At 65.1% G+C, this 17421-nt stretch carries 18 protein-coding genes; 12 read left to right on the top strand and 6 right to left on the bottom strand.

The genetic code is table 11. The features are described from left to right. Positions 1 to 29: 29 nt before the first annotated feature. Positions 30 to 665, bottom strand: a complete 636-nt coding sequence (locus ACCQ08_RS02665; RefSeq protein ID WP_239811087.1) for an L-threonylcarbamoyladenylate synthase — start codon at positions 663 to 665, stop codon at positions 30 to 32. Positions 666 to 716: 51 nt separating this feature from the next. Beyond that, positions 717 to 1604, bottom strand: coding sequence for a 3',5'-nucleoside bisphosphate phosphatase (locus ACCQ08_RS02660; protein WP_312410434.1), 888 nt, complete (start codon positions 1602 to 1604; stop codon positions 717 to 719). Positions 1605 to 1919: 315 nt separating this feature from the next. On the opposite strand from ACCQ08_RS02660, the gene ACCQ08_RS02655 reads away from it, so the two are divergent. From ACCQ08_RS02655 to ACCQ08_RS02635, 5 genes are all read left to right on the top strand, one after another. Further along, positions 1920 to 2759, top strand: a complete 840-nt coding sequence (locus ACCQ08_RS02655; protein WP_312410431.1) for a transporter substrate-binding domain-containing protein — start codon at positions 1920 to 1922, stop codon at positions 2757 to 2759. 113 nt (positions 2760 to 2872) lie between these two features. Beyond that, positions 2873 to 3541 (top strand): amino acid ABC transporter permease, encoded by a 669-nt coding sequence (locus ACCQ08_RS02650; protein ID WP_230772003.1) that lies wholly within the window; start codon positions 2873 to 2875, stop codon positions 3539 to 3541. Between the two features lies 1 nt (position 3542). After that, positions 3543 to 4316, top strand: coding sequence for an amino acid ABC transporter ATP-binding protein (locus ACCQ08_RS02645; protein ID WP_239811090.1), 774 nt, complete (start codon positions 3543 to 3545; stop codon positions 4314 to 4316). Positions 4317 to 4334: 18 nt separating this feature from the next. Then, positions 4335 to 4805 (top strand): Lrp/AsnC family transcriptional regulator, encoded by a 471-nt coding sequence (locus ACCQ08_RS02640; RefSeq protein ID WP_021026316.1) that lies wholly within the window; start codon positions 4335 to 4337, stop codon positions 4803 to 4805. Positions 4806 to 4814: 9 nt separating this feature from the next. After that, positions 4815 to 5513, top strand: coding sequence for an aspartate/glutamate racemase family protein (locus ACCQ08_RS02635; RefSeq protein WP_373448776.1), 699 nt, complete (start codon positions 4815 to 4817; stop codon positions 5511 to 5513). A gap of 69 nt (positions 5514 to 5582) precedes the next feature. Here the strand turns inward: ACCQ08_RS02635 and ACCQ08_RS02630 are convergent, their stop codons facing one another. The 3 genes from ACCQ08_RS02630 to ACCQ08_RS02620 form a co-directional block, all read right to left on the bottom strand. Beyond that, on the bottom strand, positions 5583 to 6842 hold the full coding sequence (locus ACCQ08_RS02630) for an NAD(P)/FAD-dependent oxidoreductase (protein WP_373448775.1): 1260 nt from the start codon (positions 6840 to 6842) through the stop codon (positions 5583 to 5585). A 359-nt stretch (positions 6843 to 7201) separates the two neighbouring features. Then, positions 7202 to 8935 (bottom strand): single-stranded-DNA-specific exonuclease RecJ, encoded by a 1734-nt coding sequence (gene recJ / locus ACCQ08_RS02625; RefSeq protein ID WP_373448774.1) that lies wholly within the window; start codon positions 8933 to 8935, stop codon positions 7202 to 7204. Continuing rightward, the gene (locus tag ACCQ08_RS02620) at positions 8932 to 9852 is read right to left on the bottom strand and encodes a phosphoglycerate mutase (protein ID WP_373448773.1); all 921 of its coding nucleotides are present in this window, start codon (positions 9850 to 9852) and stop codon (positions 8932 to 8934) included. The genes recJ and ACCQ08_RS02620 overlap by 4 nt, the downstream gene beginning before the upstream one ends. A gap of 100 nt (positions 9853 to 9952) precedes the next feature. Between ACCQ08_RS02620 and ACCQ08_RS02615 the strand changes: the two genes are divergently transcribed. From ACCQ08_RS02615 to ACCQ08_RS02600, 4 genes are read left to right on the top strand one after another with little or no spacing between them, the layout of a single operon-like run. Beyond that, a complete protein-coding gene (locus ACCQ08_RS02615; RefSeq protein WP_312410407.1) occupies positions 9953 to 11209 on the top strand; it encodes a lipoprotein-releasing ABC transporter permease subunit in 1257 nt (418 codons plus the stop codon). After that, positions 11202 to 11885, top strand: a complete 684-nt coding sequence (lolD, locus tag ACCQ08_RS02610; protein WP_239811096.1) for a lipoprotein-releasing ABC transporter ATP-binding protein LolD — start codon at positions 11202 to 11204, stop codon at positions 11883 to 11885. The genes ACCQ08_RS02615 and lolD overlap by 8 nt, the downstream gene beginning before the upstream one ends. A gap of 17 nt (positions 11886 to 11902) precedes the next feature. Next, positions 11903 to 12775: a TatD family hydrolase gene (locus ACCQ08_RS02605; RefSeq protein WP_373448772.1), complete on the top strand. Its 873-nt coding sequence runs from the start codon at positions 11903 to 11905 to the stop codon at positions 12773 to 12775. Further along, positions 12768 to 13274, top strand: a complete 507-nt coding sequence (locus ACCQ08_RS02600) for a DNA-deoxyinosine glycosylase (protein WP_373448771.1) — start codon at positions 12768 to 12770, stop codon at positions 13272 to 13274. Before ACCQ08_RS02605 ends, ACCQ08_RS02600 begins: the two co-directional genes overlap by 8 nt. Here ACCQ08_RS02600 and ACCQ08_RS02595 read toward each other — a convergent pair. Next, positions 13253 to 13546, bottom strand: a complete 294-nt coding sequence (locus ACCQ08_RS02595) for a DUF2798 domain-containing protein (protein WP_239811099.1) — start codon at positions 13544 to 13546, stop codon at positions 13253 to 13255. The genes ACCQ08_RS02600 and ACCQ08_RS02595 overlap by 22 nt on opposite strands. A 224-nt stretch (positions 13547 to 13770) precedes the next feature. On the opposite strand from ACCQ08_RS02595, the gene ACCQ08_RS02590 reads away from it, so the two are divergent. From ACCQ08_RS02590 to ACCQ08_RS02580, 3 genes are all read left to right on the top strand, one after another. After that, on the top strand, positions 13771 to 14556 hold the full coding sequence (locus ACCQ08_RS02590) for a spermidine synthase (protein ID WP_373448770.1): 786 nt from the start codon (positions 13771 to 13773) through the stop codon (positions 14554 to 14556). A 343-nt stretch (positions 14557 to 14899) separates the two neighbouring features. Then, positions 14900 to 16663: an ATPase, T2SS/T4P/T4SS family gene (locus tag ACCQ08_RS02585; RefSeq protein ID WP_312451777.1), complete on the top strand. Its 1764-nt coding sequence runs from the start codon at positions 14900 to 14902 to the stop codon at positions 16661 to 16663. 263 nt (positions 16664 to 16926) lie between these two features. Then, complete coding sequence (locus ACCQ08_RS02580; RefSeq protein WP_239811101.1) at positions 16927 to 17415, top strand: tripartite tricarboxylate transporter TctB family protein; 489 nt, start codon at positions 16927 to 16929, stop codon at positions 17413 to 17415. The last annotated feature ends 6 nt before the right edge of the window (positions 17416 to 17421 follow it).

Raw genomic sequence — 17421 nt, 5'->3', positions numbered from 1 at the left:
CAGTACGCCAGCCGTGCCTGGCGGCCCGCTTACAGACCCAGTTGCGCCAGTGGCCCGCGGCCTTCGCGCACCACCACGGGCGCGCCCCCGGTGCCCATTGGCGTCAGGTCGACGATCGTCGTCGGCTCCAGCGGGCAGGGCCCCGCATTGACCACCAGTTCGATCTGCGATTCAAAGCGCTCGCGGATTTCTTCGGGGTCGTTCAGCGGCTCGGTCTCGCCCGGCGGAATCAAGGTGGTGGACAGCAGCGGCTCCCCATGCAGCTCCAGCAGCATCAACAGGCCCTTGTTGTCGGGCACGCGCAGACCGATGGTCTTGCGTGAAGGGTGGCTGATGCGGCGGGGCACCTCTTTGGTGGCGGCCAGAATAAAGGTGAACGGCCCGGGCGTGCCCAGCTTGAGCATGCGGAACTGGTGGTTGTCCACCATCGCATAGCTCGACAGCTGGGACAGATCGCAGCACAGCAACGTGAGCATGCGTTTGTCATCGATCTGGCGGATGCGGCGCAGCCGGTCTACCACTTGCTTGTTGTCCAGCGCGCAGACAAAGGCATAGCTGGAGTCGGTGGGCACTGCCAGGATGCCGCCGTCCTTGAGCATGGCGGCGGCCTGCTTGAGCAGGCGGGGTTGGGGATTGTCGGGGTGAACCTCGAAATATTGGGCCATGGATGTGTTGGTGGTGCGCTGGTTATCGTGGGTGTGGCGGTTGGGGCTGGCTCAATGAACAGCGGTGTGCTGCGGCGCACCCGGGTGCAGGATGCGCCCCTCCAGCGCCTGCCACACGGGTGGGACGCCGCTGGGCAGCGGGGGCAGGGCACCAAAATCGGTACCCGATTCGCCCGGGCTGTGGAAATCGCAGCCCCGTGAGGCATACAGGCCAAAGCTGTTGGCCAGGTCTGCGTAGATGGCGTATTCGTGCGGAAAGTGGCTGCCGGTGACCACTTCCACCCCTTGGCCGCCATAGTCCTTGAACGAGGAGAACAGCGCATGCTCTTCCCCGCCATTGAGGTGGTAGCGCGCAGGGTGGGCGATGACGGCCAGCCCGCCCGCTTGCACGATCCACTGCACGGCATCCTGCAGCCGCGCCCAGCGGTGGGGCACAAAGCCGGGCTTGCCCTCGACCAGGTAATGGCGGAACACCTCCGCCGGATCGCGGCAGACCCGGGTTTCGACCAGAAAGCGGGCAAAATGCGTGCGCGAGATCAAATCCGGGTTGCCCACATAGCGCAGCGCACCTTCATAGGCGCCGCCGATACCGACCTTCTCCAGGCCGGCGGCCATCTCGCGGGCGCGCTGCTCGCGGCCGCCCCGCGTGCGGGCCAGACCTTCGCGCAGGCCGGCGTGGTGCCAGTCAAAACCCAGGCCGACGATATGCACGGTGGTTTCGCCAAAGCTCACTGACACCTCCACACCGCTCAGAAATGCCAGGCCCTGCTGCGCGGCCGCAGCACTCGCCCGGTCCAGACCGCTGACTTCGTCATGGTCGGTCAGCGCCCACAGCTGCACCCCCCGCTCGCGGGCACGCTGGGCCAGCGCTTCCGGGCTCAGGGTGCCATCGGAAAACGTGGAGTGGCAGTGCAGATCGGCGTTCAGCATGTCTGGCATGAATTTGGCTAGTGGCAAGGAAGGGGCAGGCAATTTACAGCGCAGCAGCGCGGCAATACCTGCTTTCATTGTAGGCCGCGTGGTGTGCGCAGCGTGTCAGACCCGGCGCAGCATCCGGGCTATCCCCGCCGCTGCCGGGCGTACTGTCTCTGAAATGTCAGTATTAACCCTTAAATTGTCATTGTTTCGCCGATTTGACGAAAATAACAGTGCATCTCGACGTTTTGCGTTTTTTACTAGGGTTTTTAACAGGAATACACTGTCGGTTTTTCACGGTCGCGCAGCCCGTTTTCGCTGCGTCTAGAGGATACGTAGATGTTTTCTGTCAAAAAGTTGATGGGTGCAGCCGCCTTGGTGGTCGCAGGGGTATCGGTGACTGGTGCGGCACTGGCGCAAGGCGCTGAGTCGACGATGGACCGCGTCAAGCGCACCAAGGAACTGCGCGTGGGCACCGTCGCCGGTGCCATTCCCTATTTCAACAAGGACCTGGTCACGCAGAAGTGGGAAGGCTTTGGCCCCGATTTTGGCGAGAGCCTGGCCAAGAAGCTCGGCGTGAATGTGAAGTTCGTCGAGACCACCTGGGGCAATGCCGTGCTGGACCTGCAGGCCAACAAGATCGACCTGATGTTCGCGATGGCGCCCACCCCCCAGCGCATGGAAGTGGTGAACTTCTCCAAGCCCTTGCTCAACAACACCTTCACGGCCGTCTGCAAAAAAGGCCATGCGCCGGTGCAGACCTGGGAACAGCTGAATACGCCCGATGCCAAGGTGGTGGTCGATATCGGCTCCAACCAGGACCAGTTTGCCACCCGCGCACTGCCCAAGGCCAATATCTCGCGCCTGGAAAGCTCGGGCGCGGCCACGATGTCGGTGCAGACCGGCCGCTCCGACTGCCAGGTGCTGGTGGTGCTGCTGTCGCAGCCGCTGGTGGCCAAGCGCCCGGACGTGGGCACGGTCTATGTGCCGACCCCGGTCGAGACGGCCAACACCAATGTAGGTCTGCGCAAGGAGCCCAACAAGGACTTCGAGAACGCCGTCAATGCCTGGCTGGATGAGGCCCGCGCCAAGGGCGAGATCCAGTCCGTGGTGCTCAAGAACATGGAAAAGCTCGCCGGCGTAAAGGCCGATTCTTTCCCCAAGGAAGTCAAGTTCTGATGGTGGGTCCACATGGGCGCCTGGATCGTAAACACGCTCTTATCCCATGTGAAACACCCCGGTTGCAGCCGCGTGCTGCATCCGGGGTGTATGCGTTAAAGGTAGATTGATTTATGTACGAGTGGGACTTTAGCTTCCTGTGGAAGTACCGCATGCTGCTGGTCGGCGGTGTGGGCTACACATTGCTGTTCACGGTGATCTGTATCCTGGGCGGCCTTGCGGTCGGCCTGGTCGCGGGCCTGGGGCGTCTGTCCAGCAACAAGATCGTGACCGCGCCGCTGCGCGCCTTTGTCGAGGTCTTCCGCTGCACACCGGTGCTGGTGCAGCTGGTGTGGTTCTACTACGCGCTGCCGGTGCTCACCGGCATCGAGATGAGCGCACCTGTCGCGGCGGCGCTGTGCCTGTCCTTGTATGGCGGCGCCTTCTATTCGGAAATCATCCGGGGTGGCATCATCTCCACCGATATCGGCCAGACCGAAGCGGGCCAGGCCATTGGCATGACGCGCGGGCAGGTGATGCGCCGCGTGATCCTGCCCCAGGCATTCCGCAAGATGATTCCGCCACTGGTCAACCAGTCGATCCTGCAGCTCAAGAACACCTCGTTGCTGATGGTGCTGGCCGTGCCCGATCTGCTCTACCAGGGTCAGGTCATCGCGCATGACACCTACCGCCCGCTGGAGGTCTACACCTTCATCGCCATCACCTATTTCGTGATTCTTTTCCCTGTGACCTTGTGGGCCAAGCGCCTGGAGCATGGCACATCGGCCACCAAGGAGGCCTGAGATGCAAGACCAACCGCTCATTTGTATTCGTGGCCTGAAGAAGTCCTTTGGCAAGCTCGATGTTCTGAAGGACATCTGCCTCGATGTGAACCGGGGCCAGGTGGTGGCGCTGATCGGGCCTTCGGGCTCGGGCAAGTCCACCTTGCTGCGCTGCATCAACCTGCTGACCGTGCCCGATGGTGGAGATATCCGTGTCGATGCGCAGTCGCTGGCCTTCAGCGGCAAGCAGACCCAGCTGCCCAAGGACAAGGTGCTGGCGGGCTTTCGCGCGCGCACCGGCATGGTGTTCCAGCATTTCAACCTGTTCCCGCACATGACGGTGCTGCAAAACGTCATGGAAGGCCCGATCACCGTGCTGCGCATTGGCAAGGCCGAGGCCGAGGCCCGCGCCACGGCCCTGCTGCAGAAGGTGGGCCTGGCCGAGCGCGCGCAGATGATGCCCGACCAGCTCTCGGGCGGCCAGAAACAGCGCGTGGCCATTGCCCGCGCCCTGGCCATGCAGCCCAGTGTGATGCTGTTTGACGAGGCGACCTCTGCGCTGGACCCCGAGCTGGTCGGCGAGGTGCTGCAGGTCATCCAGTCGCTGGCGCGCGACGGCATGACGATGATCCTGGTGACCCACGAGATCGCCTTTGCCCGCGAGGTGGCCGACAAGGTCGTCTTCATGCGCGACGGCGTGGTGGTGGAGGAGGGCCCACCGTCGCAGGTGATCGACAACCCGCAGCACGAGGCCACACGCAGCTTTCTGGGCCGCATCATCGGCCACGCCGTATAACCAGCAGGGAGGACAACCATGGATTTTCGACTCGACGATATTGACCGCAAGCTGCTGGCGCTGTTGCAGGCCGACGCCCGCGAGTCCACGGCCAAGCTGGCGCGCAAGCTCAACCTGGCGCGCACCACCGTCGTGGCCCGCATTGCGCGGCTGGAGAAGGAAGGCGTCATTGCCGGCTACGGCGTGCGCCTGGGCTCCAAGTTGGAGCAATCGGCCGTACGCGCCTACTGCGGCATCAGCGTGATGCCCAAGACTGCCCAGGCCGTGATGCAGGTGCTCGAAAGCATTCCCGAGGTCGAAGAGGTCTCGGCCGTCTCCGGCCAGCATGACTACATGATCTTTCTGCGCTGCGACTCCAACGAGAAGCTCGATGCCTTGCTGGACCGTATCGGCCTGATCGAAGGCATTCGCCAGACCTACACCTCGGTGGTGCTGAGCCGCAAGATCGACCGCCGTGGCGCGCTGCCTGCGCTGCCCTTGCTCGACTGAGCCTCTGCGATGCCGCCCAACGCTGCTGTTACTGCTGCCGATGCTTCCCCGCCGTTTATCGGCATCCTGATGCTGGACACCCAGTTTCCGCGCCCGCCCGGCGACATCGGCAACCTGCAGACCTGGGCAACGCTGGGCATCCCCGTGCGGATGCACAAGGTGCAAGGCGCGTCGCCGGCCAAGATCGTGCGCGAGGCCGACCCCCGTTTTGTGCAGCCCTTTGTGGATGCCGCCCATGCGATGCAGGCGCAGGGCGCCGCGCTGATCACCACCAGCTGCGGCTTTCTGGCCGCCTACCAGGAGCTGCTGGCCAGCAAGGTCGATGTGCCGGTGGTCAGCTCCAGCCTGCTGCAGTGCGCACAGTTGCCGCAGCCTGGCATCGTCACCATCGCTGCGGCCAGCCTGACGCCCCGCATTCTGGCCGCCGCCGGCGTGCCTGAAGGCACCCCCGTGCAAGGCGTGGCGCCGGACGGAGAATTTGCCACGCGCATCCTCGGCAATGAGCGGGAGATGGACATCGCCCAGGCCGAGCGCGATGTGGTCGCTGCCGCCGTTGCGCTGCGCCAGGCCCATCCGCAGCTGCAATCGATCGTGCTGGAGTGCACCAACATGCCCGTTTACCGCGATGCGGTGGCACGTGCGACGGGCCTGCCGGTGCATGATGTCGTGAGCCTGCTGGCGCAGCGCTGGGCCGCACTGCCGGTCTGATCCCCATCACGCCTGACAAGCCCGGCCATGCAACCCGGGGGTGGGCGCAAGAGGGCGTCAGCCTTTGATTCAACCCTTGAGGAAACGCTCGGCGCGGAATGGCCGCGCATCCACGGGTGCATCGTCGCCGCGCATCAGCGCTGCCAGAATCGCGCCGGTGCCCGGCCCGGTGCTGAAGCCGATGTGCTGGTGGCCAAAGGCCAGCCAGAGATTGCGCTGGCCCGGCATCGCGCCAATGATGGGGCGGCTGTCCGGCAGGGTGGGGCGGCTGCCCATCCAGGGTGCGGGCTCCAGCGCCTGGCCCATGTCTATCGCCTCGCGTGCCGCCGCCTCGGCCAGGCCCAGCTGCACCGGGTTGGCGGGCGCGTCGATATCGGTCAACTCCACGCCACTGGTCAGGCGCAGGCCTTGCTCCATCGGGCTGAGCACATAGGCGCCGGCGGTATCGTAGACCGGGCGCGAGATATTGCAGGAAGCGGGTGGCGCAAAGTGCATGTGGTAGCCGCGCTCATAGGCCATCGGAACCTTCACGCCCAAGGTGGCCATGAACTGGCGGCTCCAGGGGCCCAGCGCCACCACCACACGGTCGGCCTCCAGGCCATCCTGCCCGCCGTCGGCACGGATGCGCCAGCGGCTGCCGGCCCGTGGCTCCACGGTCTTGATGCGGGCCTGCGCATACTGGCCGCCTTGCTTGCGGAACAGCTCGGCATAGGCCTTGACGACATCGCCGGGGCTGTCCACCGACCAGGTGTCCTTGATCCACAGCGCGCGCTCGAAGATGGGGTTGAGTGCCGGCTCCAGCTGGCGGATATGGTCGCGCTCCAGCACCTCGGTGGCGACGCCGAAGTGGGCCATGCGTTCGCGCGCCAGCGCGCCACCGGCAAAGGCGCCAGACTGGCGGTAGAGAAACATCCAGCCGTTGTCGCGCATGCGGTGGGCCGCGCCACTGGCGCGCAGCAACTGCGCATGCTCGTTCATCGACAGGCGGATGAGGCTGTCCAGCGCCGTCGTGGTCTCCTCAAACACCGGGGTGCGGGCCCGGGCGACAAAGCGCGCGGCCCAGCCCAGGTTCTGCAGCAGAAACCGGGCCTGGTAGCGAAAGCCGGCGCTCTGGTTCTTCAGCAGCACCGGCAGATTGGCCCAGAGGCTGGGGTTGTTGAAGGGCATCAGCGAGCTGCGCGCGATCACCCCCGCGTTGCCGTACGAGGTCTCTTCACCAGGGGCCAACCGGTCCAGCAAGGTCACGCGGAAGCCCTTTTTCTGCAGCGCCAACGCGCTGGCCACGCCCACCATGCCGGCGCCCAGCACGGCCACGGAAATATTGCTCATGGAATGTTCAGGTGCATCACAGCTATTTGGAGAATATCTAGCTTGTGACTGATATTAAATTAACGATCAAAACCACAGGCGTCTGAAAGCGCCGGCGCCGGGGCCGTTAGGCCCGGGCAAGCCTGCCAGCGCCATCCGCCAGCGGTGGCCAGGACGCCTGGGCAGAAAGGAGATTTTGCCCCCCGGCTCCTCTGGAAATCCTCGCCCAAGGGGATGCGCGCGGATTGCCCGACCCCGCGTTCAGACCGCAGCAGGGCGTTTTGCAAAGAGCCCCTGGCGCATATTTTAGAAAATTGCGGGGCCCAGGCGCATCCGTTTTTCCGCTATTTCCTTAACTTTTCGTAAAGTCTTGTGGTCCCTCAAGCGCTGGACCCTGCTCCGCCGGGCAACTGCGCGCCTTCGACCAGGAACTGCAGCTTGCGCTGGCCCTGCCATTCGTTGATGTCCAGCCGGTAGGCCAGCAGCACCTTGGCCGGCAAGGGCTCGGTGTGGCCAAACCAGATGCCGTCCACCATCTCGCCATGGTGGCGCAGCTTCAGCGACAAATGCTTTTCACCGACCAGGCGCTGGCTGACGATCTCCAGCTCTTCGCTGAAGGTCGGTGGCGCAAAGCCCTGGCCCCAGACCTGGCTGTTGAGCGTGTCCACGGTCTCGGCATGGCGGAACTGCACTGGCAGCGGACCGTCGGTCTCCAGCTGGCGCGTGAGCGTGCGCTCATCCAGCCATTCCTGCGCGACCTGGGCCAGCGCTTGCTCAAACACCTCAAAATCGTCCAGCGCAATCGTGCAGCCCGCTGCCATCGCATGGCCGCCGAACTTGATGAGAACGCCCGGGTGGCGCTTGGTCACCAGGTCCAGCGCATCGCGCAGATGGAAACCGGGTATCGAACGGCCCGAACCCTTCAGCTCATGCTCATGGCCCGGTGCGCTGCTGGCAGCAAACACAAAGGTCGGGCGATGCAGCTTGTCCTTGATGCGCGAGGCGACAATGCCGACCACGCCCTCGTGGAAGTCCGGGTCAAACACGCTGACGGCCGGTGGCGGCTCGGTGCCTTCTTCAAACAGGGCCTCGGCCAGCAGCATCGCGTGTTCGCGCATGCCCGTCTCGATGTCACGGCGCTCGCGGTTGATGGCATCGAGCTGGCGTGCCAAGGTGTCGGCCAGCAAGGTGTCGTCGGTCAGCAGGCATTCGATGCCGATGGTCATGTCCGCCAGACGGCCGGCTGCATTGATGCGGGGGCCTAGCGCAAAGCCGAAGTCAAAGGTACTGGCAGTGGCCGCACGCCGGCTGGCCGCTGCAAACAGCGCACCCAAACCGGGCGGCATATGGCCGGCGCGGATGCGGCGCAGGCCCTGGGCCACGAGCCGGCGGTTGTTGGCATCGAGCTTGACCACATCGGCGACCGTGCCCAGCGCCACCAGCGGCAGCAGGCTGTCCAGGCGCGGCTGGGCCATGTCGGCAAAGGCACCGCGCTCGCGCAGCTCGGCACGCAGCGCCATCAGCACATAGAACATCACACCGACACCGGCCATCGCCTTGCTGGCGAAGCCGCAGCCGGGCTGGTTGGGGTTGACGATGGCGTCGGCCGCCGGCAAGGTGGCCGCAGGCAGGTGGTGGTCGGTGACGATCACCGTCATCCCCAGCGCCTTGGCGCGCGCCACACCGTCCACGCTGGCGATGCCGTTGTCCACGGTGACCAGCACCTGCGCGCCTTGCTGGTGCACGCGCTCGGCAATCGCCGGGGTCAGGCCATAGCCATCGACGACACGATCGGGCACCAGGTAGCTGACCTGCCGGGCGCCCAGCATGCGCAGGCCGCGCAAGGCCACGGCGCAAGCGGTGGCGCCGTCGCAGTCGTAGTCGGCGACCACGCAGATGCGCAGCTGCTGGCCAATGGCATCGGCCAGCAGCAGGGCCGCTTCGCGCGTGCCCAGCAAGCCTGCAGGCGGCAGCAACTGCCCCAGGCCGTCGTCGAGCTCGGCTGCAGCCTGCACGCCCCGCGCCGCAAACAGCCGGGCCAGCAGCGGGTGCACACCCGCCTGCTCCAGCGCCCAGACGGTACGCGGGGGAATATCTCTCGCCAGAATTTTCATAAGGAACTCAGAAGCGCAGCTGGCTGGGGATTGCCCAGCCATTGCTTGATGGTCGATAACCAGCCCCGGGCCTGCGGCTCCAGGGTGATGGCATTTTTTTCGCCGCACAGCGTCAGCTTGGCCAGGCCGGCCGTTGCGAGCGTGGCGTCCAGCTGCTGCCAGTGTTGCTTCCAGCGGTCCCAGTCGCCCTCCAGCGCGCTGTCGCGCAGCGTGGTGTTCAGCACGGGGGGGTCCGCTGGGAGCTGGTAGCCGGCAGGCAGGGCGCCCGCGCCATGCACCCAGAACGAATTGATGGGCGCGCGGCCGCTGGCCTCGCGGGCATCGCTGAAAGCATGGGTGTAGAGCAGCATCTGCATTTCGGTCTGCAGGCGCTGCAACGCGGCGGCTTGCGCCTTGTTGGGCAGCCAGGGGCGCACATCGCGCAGTGCAATGCGGTCCAGCGCAGCGGTGTCGAGCTGCGCAAAGACGGTGCCGCGCGCCAGCCAGCGGTCGGGCCGGTCGTAGACCAGTTCGATCCCGTCTTCGGTAAACCAGGGCGCCATGATCGCCAGCAGGCTGCGCGATTCCTCATCGCTCATCTGCGCGGCCGACAGCGCGCTCATGCGCACCTGGTCGGGTGAGATCTGCCAGTGGCAGGGAGTGAGAAAGGCCCAGGCGTCACCGCCCGGCGCCTGGCCGTTTTGCAGCTGATGCAGGGCTGCCCACGGTGTCGCCTGGCGGGGCAGGCCCAGCGCCTGGGCCAGGGCCCGTTCATGCGGCGGGGCAAAATCTTCCAGCGCGCCGCTGTCGGTGGTGCGCGCAGACCATTGCTTGAGCAGGCGTTGCAGCTGCGGCAGCGCCAGGGTCTGCAGGGCTTGCTGGCAGCCCGGCTCGTCCGTGGCTGCGTAGGAGATGATCAAATGCTGGTTTTCCGACATGGGTCTATTGTCGGCGATGCCACAATGCGGTTTGCGGTGCAGTGGTTTATGGCGCTGTATGGGCGGTGACCAGGCACCGAATATATTTTTAGAACGATTTATGCAGATTCCCTATGAATTGGCGCTGGGCTGGCGCTACACCCGTGCGGGCCGGGCAACCCGGCGCAATGGGTTTATTTCGTTCATCTCGGGCGTGTCCATGCTGGGCATTGCGTTGGGGGTGGCGGCCTTGATCATCGTGCTGTCGGTGATGAACGGTTTTCAAAAGGAGGTGCGCGACCGCATGCTCAGCGTGGTCTCGCATATCGAGATCTTCACGCCTGGCGGCGATGCCTTGCCCGATCCGGCCCGCACCATTGCCGAGGCCAAGGCCAACCCCCATGTGATTGGCGCAGCGCCTTTTGTCTCGGCCCAGGCGCTGGTCGCCCGGGGCGAAGACATGCGCGGCGCCTTGCTGCGCGGCATTGACCCGGCGCTGGAGCCCGAGGTCACCGACATGACCACCGGCATCGACCAAAGCAGTCTGCAGGCACTCACACCGGGCAGCTTCAACGTCGTGCTGGGCTCCGAGCTGGCGCGCATTCTGGGCGTGGGCCAGGGCGACCAGGTCACCTTGATCGTGCCCAGCGGCCAGGTCACGCCGGCCGGCACCGTGCCCCGCCTCAAGCAGATGCAGGTGGTGGGCACCTTCAACTCCGGCCACTACGAATACGACTCCACCCTGGTGCTGATGCACCATGAGGATGCCGAGCGCCTGTTCCGCCTCGAAGGCCCGACCGGCGTGCGTCTGAAACTCAAGGACCTGCACCAGGCCCCTGAGGTGACCCAGCAGCTGGCCCACAGCCTGAGCGGCCACTTGCTGATCCGCGACTGGACGCAGCAGAACAAGACCTGGTTTGCCGCCGTCCAGGTGGAAAAACGCATGATGTTCATCATCCTGACCCTGATCGTCGCGGTGGCGGCTTTCAACCTGGTGACCACCTTGGTGATGACGGTGACCGACAAGCGCGCCGACATCGCGATCCTGCGCACCCTGGGCGCCAGCCCGCGCAGCATCATGGGCGTGTTCGTGGTGCAGGGCGCGCTGGTGGGCGTGATCGGCACCCTGGCCGGTCTGGCTCTGGGCCTGCTGGTGGCCTGCAATATCGATGTGATCGTGCCGGCCATCGAGCGCGCGCTGCACACCAGCTTCCTGCCCAAGGATATCTACCTGATCAGCCAGATGCCCAGCGAGCCCCAGCGCAGCGACATCGTGCCGATCACCATCATTTCCCTGATCCTGGCCTTTGTGGCCACCCTGTATCCCAGCTGGCGCGCCAGCCGCGTGAACCCCGCCGAGGCGCTGCGTTATGAATGATTCGTCCATCGTCCTGGAGGCCTCGGGCCTGACCAAGCGCTTCTCCGAAGGCCTGCTCGATGTGCAGGTGCTCCATGGCATCGACCTGCAGGTGCGGGCCGGCGAAACCCTGGCCATCGTTGGCGCCTCGGGCTCGGGCAAATCCACGTTGCTACATCTGCTCGGCGGGCTGGATGCGCCCAGCAGCGGCACCGTCAGCCTCCTGGGCCAGCGGCTCGACACGCTCAGTGCCGCGCGCCAGGGCGAGCTGCGCAACCAGCACCTGGGCTTCATCTACCAGTTCCACCATCTGCTGCCCGAGTTCAGCGCGCTGGACAATGTGGCCATGCCGCTGCGCATCCGCCGCATGCCTTATGCCGAATGCACCGAGCGTGCCCGGGAGGTGCTGGCCTCGGTGGGCCTGAAGGACCGCGTGCTGCACCGCCCCGCCGAGCTCTCCGGTGGCGAGCGCCAGCGGGTGGCCATTGCGCGCGCGCTGGTCACCCAGCCCGCCTGCGTGCTGGCCGACGAGCCCACCGGCAACCTGGACCGCGCCACCGCCGACACCGTGTTTGCGCTGATGCTGCAACTGGCGCGCGACCGGGGCACGGCCTTCGTCATGGTCACCCATGATGGTGAGCTGGCCCAGCGCTGCGACCGCGCGGTGCGCATGGTGAACGGGCAGTTTGAGCGGTAAAGGCGCGCTGGAGCCGCATGCCCTTCTGGATTGACACCCACTGCCACTGGGACGCGCCGGAGTTCGACGCAGACCGCGATGCACTGCGCGCCGCTGCGCAGGCGGCCGGCGTGGCGCACTGCGTGATTCCTGCCGTGGAGCGCAGCAACTGGGCCACCGTGCGTGACCTCGCCCACCGCTGGGGCGACAGCTATGCGCTGGGCATCCATCCGCTCTACACCGGACGTGCTGCCGAAGGCGACATCGAGGCCCTGACCACCATGCTCGAAGACTGCCGCGATGACCCGCGTCTGGTCGCGATCGGCGAGATCGGCCTGGATTTTTTCGTGCCCGGGCTGGATGCCGAACGGCAGACCTGGTTTTATGAGCAGCAGCTGCAGCTGGCGCGGCGCTTTGACCTGCCCGTCATCTTGCATGTGCGCCGCTCGTCGGACCAGTTGCTGCGTGCCCTGCGCCGCTGGCCGGTCCAGGGTGGCATAGCGCACGCCTTCAACGGCAGCCTGCAGCAGGCGCAGCAGTTTGTCGAGCGCGGTTTTGCACTGGGCTTTGGCGGTGCCGTCACCTATGACCGCGCGCTGCACCTGCGCCGACTGCTGCAGCAGCTGCCGATGGAGGCCCTCGTCGTCGAGACCGATGCCCCCGATATTCCGCCGCACTGGCTCTACACCACGGCCGAGCAGCGCGCCGCCGGCCAGGCCCAGGGCCGCAACCAGCCGGCCGAGATTCCGCGCATCGCGCAGGTGATGGTGGCGCTGCGGGCCCAGGCCCCTGCCGATGAGGCCTTGACCGCGACAGACTGGCAACGGATCACCAGTGCCAATGCCGCCCGGGTGCTGCCCCGTCTGCAGCCTTTGCTGCCGCATGGAAAAAAGGAGCCGCAACATGGCTGATGCGCTGCTGTGCGGGCTCGCCCCCGTCGTGGGCCCGGACACCAAGGTATTGATACTGGGCAGTTTTCCGGGTGTGCAATCACTGCAGCTGCAGCAGTACTACGCCCATCCGCGCAACCACATGTGGCCGCTGCTGGCGGCCTTGTGGCCCGAGCATCCGCAGCCCAGCACCTATGCCGGGCGCTGCGCCTGGCTGCTGGAGCGCGGTCTGGGCCTGTGGGATGTCTATGCCGCTTGCGAGCGCGAAGGCAGCCTGGACACCAGCATCCGCAATGCCCAGCTCAACGATTTTGGGGCGCTCAAAAAGCAGTGTCCGCAATTGGTGGCCGCTGCACACAACGGCGGCGAGAGCTTCCGCCATGCGGCCCGGGTGCAGGCCGTGCTGGGCCTGCCCAGCTACCGGCTGCCCTCCAGCAGCCCGGCCAATGCGTCATGGAGCTTTGAGCGCAAGCTCGCTGGCTGGCGCGATGTGATGCGTCAGAGCGGATTGCTGGCCTGAGCCTCTGCCGCTGGCATGCCCGCCTGGGCAGCGCGGGGCGCGCCGGGGCTGCCGCCGAGCATGCGCCAGGACAGGCTTTGCACCGCAGGGGCCAGCAGCACCACAATGGTGAATGCGGCAGGCCAGGCCAGCAGATAGGCATGCAGCCAGCGGGAGACGAAATCCCCGACCAGCCCGAGGTTCAGCCAGGTGACCCAGGCGCTCATCAGCCCCGAAAGCAGCAAGGACATGATGAAGGATGACAACAGACGTTGTTTGATGGCATGAGACATGGAGGCTCCAGAAAAATCCATCGCGCAGTCTAAAGCCAGGCATCCCCGGCCCGGCTTCTCTGCGTGGTCTGCATGCTACATATGGCTATCAATGACTATTTTTAATATTAAAAAACTATCAATCACCCAGGCAACGCGGCGGCGCGCTGCGCTGAATCCGCGCGCCGCTGGCTGCAACAGGCAAACGCACGGAACCGCAGCGGACAACGGCTGATAATCCCCGCATGACGACTAGAAAAAAATCTTCGCAGCTGGCGCAGCCGCTGCCTGAAGTCACGATCTCCGACTTTGACGGCACCCGTTACCTGCACCTGGGCACGCCATGGGTGCAAGGCTCGATGCGCATCAAGAAGCCGTTCGACATCGACCTGGAATATGTGCAGCGCATGATGGCCTGGCTGCTGCTGATGGACTGGCCCACGGTGCCCGAGCGCCGCGCGATGCAACTGGGTCTGGGCGCTGCCGCTGCCACCAAGTTCTGTGCGCAGAAGCTGGGCATGGCCAGCACCACCGCGATCGAGCTCAATCCCCAGGTGATCACGGTCTGCCGCCAGTGGTTCAAACTGCCGCCTGACAGCGACAAGCTGCAGGTTGTGCTGGGTGACGCGGGTGTGGAGATTCAGAAATCCCAGTACCTGCAGACCGTCGATGCGCTGCAGGTCGATCTGTACGACCATGAGGCCGCTGCGCCCGTGTTGGACAGCCCTGACTTCTACCAGCACTGCCGCAACCTGCTGACCGAGGACGGCTGCATGACCGTCAACCTGTTTGGCCGCACCAACAGCTTTGCCCGCAGCCTTGCCCATATCCAGGAGGCCTTTGGGCCTGAGGCCGTCTGGCGCTTTGCGGCGACCAAGGAGGGCAATACCGTCGTGCTGGCCCAGCGCAGCGCCAGCCGCCCCAGCCGCGAGCTGCTCAGCCAGCGTGCCGACCTGGTGCAGCAGCAGACCGGCTTGCCGGCGCTCAAGTGGTTAAAGGTTTTTAAACCTGTGCAGCCGACCTTGGACTGACTTTACCTGGCATCCATGGAGCGATCAGGTATAAAGCCAGAAGATAAAAAGACAGAGGGAATCGACCATGGCAGCGCCTGACCAGCCCAGCAAACACCACCAGAGCCGGGGCGATGCCTCGCCCGGCGATACCGCCACCCGGAGCCGTTCATCCAGCAGTGCGGGTGGCAGCGGCATGCCCGGCGCTGCGGCACCGATTCGGCGCTCGGCGGTCTTTGTGCCCGGCCATGTCGAAGACGGTCCTGCGCCATCCAGGTCCAGTGGCCCGGCCTCGGTGCCCGCCACGCCTGGCGCACCCGCGCCGGCATCGGTGCCCACTGCGCGCAGCGGCCTGCCCGCGCTGATGCAGCGTCCGCTGGAACTCACCCAGGTCATCCACTGGTTGCAGACCGATGGCTGGATCAGCCCCGAGCTGGCCCAGGCGACCATTGACCGTTGCAGCCATGCGGCCAGCAGCCAGCACCCGATCGTGCGCCTGGCCAGCGTGGTCGTGCCACGCCTGCAAGACGGCAAGGCGCTCGATGTGGAGCTGCTCACCGAGTTCGTCGCCAAGCACTGTGGCCTGCCGTATTACAAGATCGACCCGCTCAAGGTCGATGCCGCCAAGGTGGCCGAAACCATGGGTGCGCCGTATGCGCAGCGCCACGGCATTCTGCCGGTGCAGGTGACGCCGCACGAGGTGGTGATTGCGGTCAAGGAGCCCTGGATTGACGAGTGGGTCGGCGAGGTCGAGCGCCAGGCGCGGCGCAAGGTGCGCCGGGTGCTGGCCAACCCCAAGGACATCGACCGCTACCGCAGCGAATTCTTTGCACTGGCCAAATCGGTCAAGGCCGCCAGCAAGCTGGGCGGCTCGCTCAGTTCGCTCGGCAACTTCGAGCAGCTGGTCGACCTCAGCAACAGCAACCAACAGTTCGATGCCAACGACCAGGGCATCATTCGCCTGGTGGACTGGCTGTGGCAGTTTGCCTTTGCGCAGCGCGCCAGCGATATCCATCTGGAGCCGCGCCGCGACCAGTCGGTGATCCGTTTCCGCATTGACGGGGTGCTGCACAAGGTCTACCAGATGCCGCTCGGGGTGCACAACGCCATCGTCTCGCGCGTCAAGCTGCTCGGCCGCATCGACGTGGTCGAAAAGCGCCGCCCGCAGGACGGCCGCATCAAGACCCGCAACACCTTGGGCGACGAGGTGGAAATGCGCCTGTCCACGTTGCCCACCGCCTTTGGCGAAAAGATGGTGATGCGTATCTTTGACCCGGAAAACACCGTCAAGGACCTGTCGGCGCTGGGCTTTACCCCGCACGATGCGCAGCGCTGGGAGACACTGGTCGAGCGCCCGCACGGCATCATTCTGGTCACCGGCCCGACCGGCTCGGGCAAGACCACCACCTTGTACTCCACGTTGAAGCGCCTGGCCACCGAAGAGGTCAATGTCTCCACCGTCGAGGACCCGATCGAAATGATCGAGCCGGCCTTCAACCAGACCCAGGTGCAGCCGGCGCTCGATTTCAGCTTTGTCGAAGGCCTGCGCGCGCTGATGCGCCAGGACCCGGACATCATCATGGTCGGCGAAATCCGCGATCTGGAAACCGCTGAAATGGCGGTGCAGTCCGCGCTGACCGGCCACTTGGTGTTCTCGACCCTGCACACCAACGATGCGCCCAGCGCCATCAGCCGCTTGATGGAGCTGGGTGTGCCGCCATACCTCATCAATGCCACCTTGCTGGGCGTGCTGGCCCAGCGCCTGGTGCGCACCCTGTGCCCGCAGTGCAAGCAGCCCGATGAGGAGGCATCGACTGAGGCGCTGACCAGTGCCATCCAGCCCTGGAAGATCAAGCGTGACTACCGCCCCTACAAACCGGTGGGCTGCGAGGAGTGCCGTGATACCGGCTTTCGCGGGCGCATGGGCTTGTACGAACTGCTCACCGTATCCGAGGCGCTCAAGGACCAGGTGCACGCCTCGCCATCGATGTCGGTGCTGCGCCGCCAGGCAGTGAAGGACGGCATGCACCCGCTGCGCCTGGCGGGTGCGCTGCGTGTGTCCGAAGGCCTGACCACCATCGAAGAGGTGATGGCCAACACGCCGCCCATCGAAATGGGCGACCGCTAAAAAGCGGCTGCGCCGCCCGCTGCCCCAACGCCAGGGCGCGGGCGAGGCGCCTCCAGACTAAGGGATCACCCTGTCCAGTCTTCAGCACTGACAGGGCTGCCACCGGGCTGCAAGCCGCGCCCAGCTTGGGTTTCGGCGCTGCAAGGCTAACTGTCACCATAGGGGTTTTCCTGTGTGGAATCGTAAGTGGAATCCACATGCGTCAGCTGCCCGTCAGCGTTGACAATGCGCTGCATCCCTAAAATTGTTTGGAGACAAAGGTAATGAAGCTCAAAAGCCAGAAAGACTTCTGGGCGGGCATCATGTACATGGCAGTGGGTCTTGGGTTCGCCGTTGGCGCCCAGAACTACTCGATCGGTACAGGTGCTCGCATGGGTCCGGGGTACTTCCCGTTGATTCTCGGCGTCCTGCTGACGCTGATCGGCGCTGCAGTGGCCTTCAAGGGCCTGACGGCAGGCCCTGCAGATGGGGACCCCATCGGCAAATGGGCCTGGAAGCAGGTGTTCTTCATCTTGCTGGCCAACTTTGCCTTCGGCATCCTGCTCGTGGGCGTGCCCAGCATCGGCATCCCGGCCATGGGCCTGATCGTCGCCATCTACGCACTGGTCTTCATCGCCAGCATGGCGGGTTCGGAGTTCCGTGCCAAGTCGGTCTTCATTCTGGCCACCATCCTGGCCGTTGGCAGTTATGTCGCTTTCGTCTGGGCACTGAATCTCCAGTTCCCCGTGTGGCCTAGCTTTATTACCGGTTAAGAGGGG

The organism is Comamonas sp. SY3 (assembly GCF_041730275.1).
In the GTDB taxonomy this organism is placed as follows: Bacteria; Pseudomonadota; Gammaproteobacteria; order Burkholderiales; family Burkholderiaceae_C; genus Comamonas; species Comamonas sediminis.
Note: the sequence above shows the minus strand (reverse complement) of the source record. Positions and strands in the feature narration are given on the sequence as shown.

Excerpts from the sequence above, each read along its gene's own strand:
- ACCQ08_RS02665 (WP_239811087.1), bottom strand. The coding sequence starts at position 665 with ATGGCCCAATATTTCGAGGTTCACCCCGACAATCCCCAACCCCGCCTG.
- ACCQ08_RS02660 (WP_312410434.1), bottom strand. The coding sequence starts at position 1,604 with ATGCCAGACATGCTGAACGCCGATCTGCACTGCCACTCCACGTTTTCC.
- ACCQ08_RS02655 (WP_312410431.1), top strand. The coding sequence starts at position 1,920 with ATGTTTTCTGTCAAAAAGTTGATGGGTGCAGCCGCCTTGGTGGTCGCA.
- ACCQ08_RS02650 (WP_230772003.1), top strand. The coding sequence starts at position 2,873 with ATGTACGAGTGGGACTTTAGCTTCCTGTGGAAGTACCGCATGCTGCTG.
- ACCQ08_RS02645 (WP_239811090.1), top strand. The coding sequence starts at position 3,543 with ATGCAAGACCAACCGCTCATTTGTATTCGTGGCCTGAAGAAGTCCTTT.
- ACCQ08_RS02640 (WP_021026316.1), top strand. The coding sequence starts at position 4,335 with ATGGATTTTCGACTCGACGATATTGACCGCAAGCTGCTGGCGCTGTTG.
- ACCQ08_RS02635 (WP_373448776.1), top strand. The coding sequence starts at position 4,815 with ATGCCGCCCAACGCTGCTGTTACTGCTGCCGATGCTTCCCCGCCGTTT.
- ACCQ08_RS02630 (WP_373448775.1), bottom strand. The coding sequence starts at position 6,842 with ATGAGCAATATTTCCGTGGCCGTGCTGGGCGCCGGCATGGTGGGCGTG.
- recJ (WP_373448774.1), bottom strand. The coding sequence starts at position 8,935 with ATGAAAATTCTGGCGAGAGATATTCCCCCGCGTACCGTCTGGGCGCTG.
- ACCQ08_RS02620 (WP_373448773.1), bottom strand. The coding sequence starts at position 9,852 with ATGTCGGAAAACCAGCATTTGATCATCTCCTACGCAGCCACGGACGAG.
- ACCQ08_RS02615 (WP_312410407.1), top strand. The coding sequence starts at position 9,953 with ATGCAGATTCCCTATGAATTGGCGCTGGGCTGGCGCTACACCCGTGCG.
- lolD (WP_239811096.1), top strand. The coding sequence starts at position 11,202 with ATGAATGATTCGTCCATCGTCCTGGAGGCCTCGGGCCTGACCAAGCGC.
- ACCQ08_RS02605 (WP_373448772.1), top strand. The coding sequence starts at position 11,903 with ATGCCCTTCTGGATTGACACCCACTGCCACTGGGACGCGCCGGAGTTC.
- ACCQ08_RS02600 (WP_373448771.1), top strand. The coding sequence starts at position 12,768 with ATGGCTGATGCGCTGCTGTGCGGGCTCGCCCCCGTCGTGGGCCCGGAC.
- ACCQ08_RS02595 (WP_239811099.1), bottom strand. The coding sequence starts at position 13,546 with ATGTCTCATGCCATCAAACAACGTCTGTTGTCATCCTTCATCATGTCC.
- ACCQ08_RS02590 (WP_373448770.1), top strand. The coding sequence starts at position 13,771 with ATGACGACTAGAAAAAAATCTTCGCAGCTGGCGCAGCCGCTGCCTGAA.
- ACCQ08_RS02585 (WP_312451777.1), top strand. The coding sequence starts at position 14,900 with ATGCAGCGTCCGCTGGAACTCACCCAGGTCATCCACTGGTTGCAGACC.
- ACCQ08_RS02580 (WP_239811101.1), top strand. The coding sequence starts at position 16,927 with ATGAAGCTCAAAAGCCAGAAAGACTTCTGGGCGGGCATCATGTACATG.